This is a genomic window from Streptomyces purpurogeneiscleroticus (assembly GCF_020024005.1).
GTDB classification, from domain to species: domain Bacteria; phylum Actinomycetota; class Actinomycetes; order Streptomycetales; family Streptomycetaceae; genus Streptomyces; species Streptomyces purpurogeneiscleroticus.
Map to the genome: position 1 here is coordinate 1 of NZ_NHSG01000294.1, position 4,397 is coordinate 4,397.

At 74.6% G+C, this 4,397-nt stretch carries 3 protein-coding genes and 1 pseudogene; all 4 read right to left on the reverse strand.

The annotated features are described in order from the left end of the window. Nucleotides 1-460, reverse strand: a pseudogene (locus CCS38_RS18860) (FHA domain-containing protein); the annotation flags it as partial. A 62-nt stretch (nt 461-522) separates the two neighbouring features. Next, nucleotides 523-1,875: a VWA domain-containing protein gene (locus CCS38_RS18865; protein WP_223734465.1), complete on the reverse strand. Its 1,353-nt coding sequence runs from the start codon at nt 1,873-1,875 to the stop codon at nt 523-525. A 148-nt stretch (nt 1,876-2,023) separates the two neighbouring features. After that, nucleotides 2,024-3,268: a protein phosphatase 2C domain-containing protein gene (locus CCS38_RS18870; protein WP_223734466.1), complete on the reverse strand. Its 1,245-nt coding sequence runs from the start codon at nt 3,266-3,268 to the stop codon at nt 2,024-2,026. A 1-nt stretch (nt 3,269) separates the two neighbouring features. Next, nucleotides 3,270-4,397 (reverse strand): tetratricopeptide repeat protein (locus tag CCS38_RS18875; RefSeq protein ID WP_308050834.1); only part of this gene is annotated, 1,128 nt, incomplete at its 5' end.

Here is a 4,397-nt window from a genome sequence, read left to right on the forward strand (position 1 = left end):
CGAACGGCTGCTGCCCGGGGCCCAGCGGCTCGGCGGGCCGGTTCATCTGCGAGGGCCGCGAGCTCTGGTACTCGTACTGGTCCGGCGGGCCGGGCTGGGCCGGGAAGCCGGGCGGCTGCGCGGACTGCGGCGCGGGCGCCCCGTACGACGCGGAGGTCGAGGAGTGCGTCAGGAAGTTGTACCGGCATCCCTCGCAGAACGGCGCCATGGCCTCGCGCGGCGTGCCGCACTGCGGGCACAGCTCGGCCGGGGCCTGGCCGGGGCCGGGCCCGGGTGTGTGGCCCGCGCCGGGCGGCGGCGGGAAGCCGTAGCCGCCCTGCTGCGGGGGCTGCTGGGCCGGAGCGCCGGGGAAGCCGGCCGGCGGGGGAGGCGGCGGAGCGACAGTGCCCGCCATGCGGTGGCCGCACACCTCGCACCAGTCTTCGGCCACTGACTGGTGGCCGTTCGGGCAGGTCGGCATGTCGGTATGTCCCCCTCCGTACCGTCTTCCAACGGTTTTACGTCTAGCTCGTTACTCGTTTGTCACTTTTTGACGCGAACTGTCTTGGTAGAGCGCGTTTCGAGCGTCATCTCGTCCGCTTCCGCGACCTTCGCCTTCAGCCGCACAGTACCGGTCACCGCGTCCACGACGTCCACCACCTTCGCAAGCAGTTTCGCAGTGTCCTCGTTCCCGGAGGCGCTCGCCAGTTGCACGGCCCGGCCCAGCCGGGCGGTCGCGCCGTCGACATCCCCGGCCTTACGGGCATCCAGTCCCGACTGGATGGCCCGGGCCAGTTCCGCCTGTCCCGTGTAGTGCGCCACCTGCGGATTGATCTGCGTCGATGCGGCCATGTCCGTCGTCCACACGGCTCGTACCAGGCCCTGCGCGAGCGTCCGGGGCGTGCCGCCGCCGGGCGCAGGGAGCACCAGTGCCACCCGCGCGGCCAGCATCTCCTGGCCGACGCCGGCGTCCGGGACGCGTACGCACACGTGGTAGTCGCGGGACTCGTCGCCCCACGAGCCGGTCGGGTAGTCGCCGGCCCGCGGCCCGGCCTCGGTGCGCCGGCCGGTCAGGTCCTCGACCGTCGGCGCGACCTGCTTCACGAACCGGATCCCGGCGCCCTGCGGCGTCCACACCCGCAGGGCCACGTCCGCGACCTCCTTGCCCATCGCGGTCTCCATCATCCGCGTGAAGTCCGCGGTCAGCCCGGCCGGATCGGCGACGATGTCGGCGCTGCCCAGCAGGGCCGAGGCGACGCCGGTGACCTCCTTGACCTCCCAGTCCGTGCCCACCCCGCGGGCGTCGCAGGTGAACCGCCCGGCACAGGCGTCCAGGGTGGCCCGCAGGTCCTCGGGCGACTCGTGTTCGTTGCGGCCGTCGGTGAGCAGGATGCCGTGCCGGATGGCCACGTCGGCGGAGTACAGCAGCCGGTCGGCCAGCCGCAGCCACGTGCCGATCGCCGTGCCGCCGCCCGAACGCAGCCTCCGCAGCGCGTCTTTGGCCAGCGCACGCGTGGCGGGCGATGCCTGGGCGAGGCGGCCGCCGCCCGGGTAGACCTCGGCGGCCTGATGGGTGCCGGAGATCACCGCGAAGGCCACCCCGTCGCGCAGCGTGTCGATCGCCGCCGCGGTGGCGTCGCGGGCGTTGCGCATCTTGGTGGGCGGGTACTCCATCGAGCCGGAGGAGTCGACCATGATGACCACGGCGGCGTCCGGGGCGCCGCCCGGCGCGGGCTGCCCGGCGGCGTCGGCGAGCGGCCGGCCGCCGGAGGTGCCGCCGCCAGTGGCGGTGACCGTGACGATGGCGTTCACCTCGCGGCCACCCTCGGGGAGGTACTCGTTCTGGTACACCTCCACGGAGAACTGCGGCACCGTGGACTTCGAGAAGTTGGCCATCTCTTCCGCTCCTTGACGCTCCGTCGTGCTCGTCGGCGTGCGGGCGGGCGGAAGTACCCCAGGCCGTCCCCCCGTCGGCACCTCCCCAGGTGCCGGACCGTTCTCCTGCGCTGACTGCGCAGACTGTGTTACGCGTTGCTGCGGTGGCTCACGCCGATACTGCCCCGGGCGCGGGGACCGGGAACGGCACCACGGCCACTGTTACGTTGTCGTGGCCCCCGCTGTCCAGAGCGTGGCGCACGAGGGTACGTGCGCTGTGCAGCGGGCGTTCACCCGCGTCCGGGGGCAGCAGCGCCGCCAGTTCGGCCGCCGCCTCCGTGTAGTTCCACAGGCCGTCGGTGCACACCACGACCACGCCCGGGCGGTCCGGCCGGAACGCGGCGGTGTGCGGCTGCAGTTCGTACGCGTCGGCGCCCAGCCAGCCGGTGATGGCGTGGGCCCGTTCGTCGGAGTACGCCTCGGCCTCCGACATCAGGTTGTTCGCCACCATCTGTGCGGCCCACGAGTCGTCCTCGGTGAGCCGGGCACCGGGCGCGGTGCGGTCGTCGGGGATCCAGTACGCGCGGCTGTCGCCGACCCAGCCGACGGTCAGCACCCCGGCGGCCGCGACGGCCGCGACGAGCGTGCAGGCCGGGGCGTTCTGCTGACGGTACGGGTCGCGCGGGCGGTCGGGCTCCTCGGCGAGCGCGTCGACGGACTTGGCGGCGGCCAGGATCGCGTCGTGCATGGCCTGTTGCGGATGGGCCTCCCGGGGCAGCGCCGCGAGCAGCGACTCGGCGGCCGTCTCGGCGGCGGCCTGCGACGCCTCGTCGGGCCGGGTCGCGGAGGAGACACCGTCGCAGACCACGGCGAGCACCGCGGGGGAGCCGTCGGACAGCGCGGTGCCGGCGACGGCGAAGAAGTCCTCGTTGCGGTGGTGGCGGTGGCCGCGGTCGCTGACGGCGGCGACCCGCTCCAGCTCGCGCTCGAAGTGGTCGCGCTCGCGCGGCTGGGCGTGGCCGCACAGCTCGCAGTAGCCGTCCTGGTCGACGCTGCCGGTCCGGCACGCCACGCAGGTCTTGGCGGCGAAGGACTCACGGGGATCGGCCGGGCCGTCCGCCATCGGGTCCGCGCCGTCCGCGCCGTCCGAGCCGGCTCTGCTGCCCGAGCTGCCCGAGCCGCCGGAGCCGTCCAGGACGACCGAGCCGTCCGGACCGTCCGGGAGCCGCTTCTCGGGAGCGGGCGGCGGGGCCGCCCCGTACGCCCCGGCCGCACCGTACGCACCGTATGCCCCGGCCGCGGCGTCATCCGGCGCCGCCGCGGAGACATCCGCGCCGCACACACCGCAGAAGTTGTCCCCCGGCTCCAGCGGCTCGGTGCATCCCGGGCACCGGGAAGGACCTGTCACTGCCATCTCACACCCACGTCCTGGGGCGGAAGCGGTTGGCCCGCTCCACCAGTTCGATCCTCTCATCACCGCGCTGAGCCAGCCTGGCGAGCAGCCGGCAGGACCGCTCCAGGCCGAAGCGCAGCCCGCGCTCGTCCACCTCGCAGCCGAGCAGGACGGGTACGGCCCCGGGCGTCGGCCGTTCTCCGGCGCGCCCGGACAGTACCCAGTCCAGCGCGCAGCCCAGTACCTCCGTCGTCAGTGTTCCGCGGCGCTGCGCGTCCAGTCCGAAGTCCGCCAGCCGCTCGATCTGCCGGGCCGCGGCCTGCAGGTCGGGCAGCAGCGGGTCCGTTGCCGGGCGCTGCCGGAGCCGGGCCCGTACCGCGGCGATGCGGGCCGCGGTGTAGTGGATCGAGGACTCCGGTACGGCCTCCAGGGCGCGCACCGCGCCGCTGCGGTCACCGGCCGCGAGCCGCACCCGGGCCAGCCCGAACGCCGCGCTCACATAGCTGTGGTCGGTGGTCCACACCAGGTGGTAGTACTCGGCGGCGTTGTCCAGCTGGCCCAGCACCTCGGCGCAGAGGCCCAGCGCGAGCTTGGGCGCGGGTTCCCCGGGGAACGCGTCGTACACCGCGTCGAAGGACAGCGCGGCCGTCTCCTTGTCACCCGTGGCCAGGGCCACGAGGCCGCGGTACCAGACCACCCGCCAGTCCGTCGCCCAGTCGGCCAGCGGATCGGTCTCGATCTCCCGCAGCACTCGTTGAGCCACTGACCCGTCGGCCATCTCCAGCCGGGCCCGCAGGTCGCGCAGCCGCAGCTCCAGGGAGTCGGCGGGCGCGGAGCGCAGCGCGCCGAGCAGCTCGGCGGGGGCCGCGGCCAGCAGACCGGCCAGGAAACCGGCGTTCGGGTCGCCGGGGTCCACCCGCGGCACGGGCAGCGCGAGCACGGCGGCCGAAGTGTCCGCGGGGCGCAGCACGGGACCCGGGCTGCCGTACCCGGGAAGCGGCGACACCTCGTACGACACCTGCGCCGGGATCGACGGCGTGGCCGGTGCGGCGCCCACCAGGCCCGCTGCCGGTGCCGTGCCCGGCAGGGCGGGCTCTGCAGCCTTCCTGCCGCGGCGGCCGCGCGGCACCCGTTCCGCCCGCCCGCCCAG

Coding starts and splice junctions, on each gene's coding strand:
- CCS38_RS18865 (WP_223734465.1), bottom strand. CDS start 1,875: ATGGCCAACTTCTCGAAGTCCACGGTGCCGCAGTTCTCCGTGGAGGTG.
- CCS38_RS18870 (WP_223734466.1), bottom strand. CDS start 3,268: ATGGCAGTGACAGGTCCTTCCCGGTGCCCGGGATGCACCGAGCCGCTG.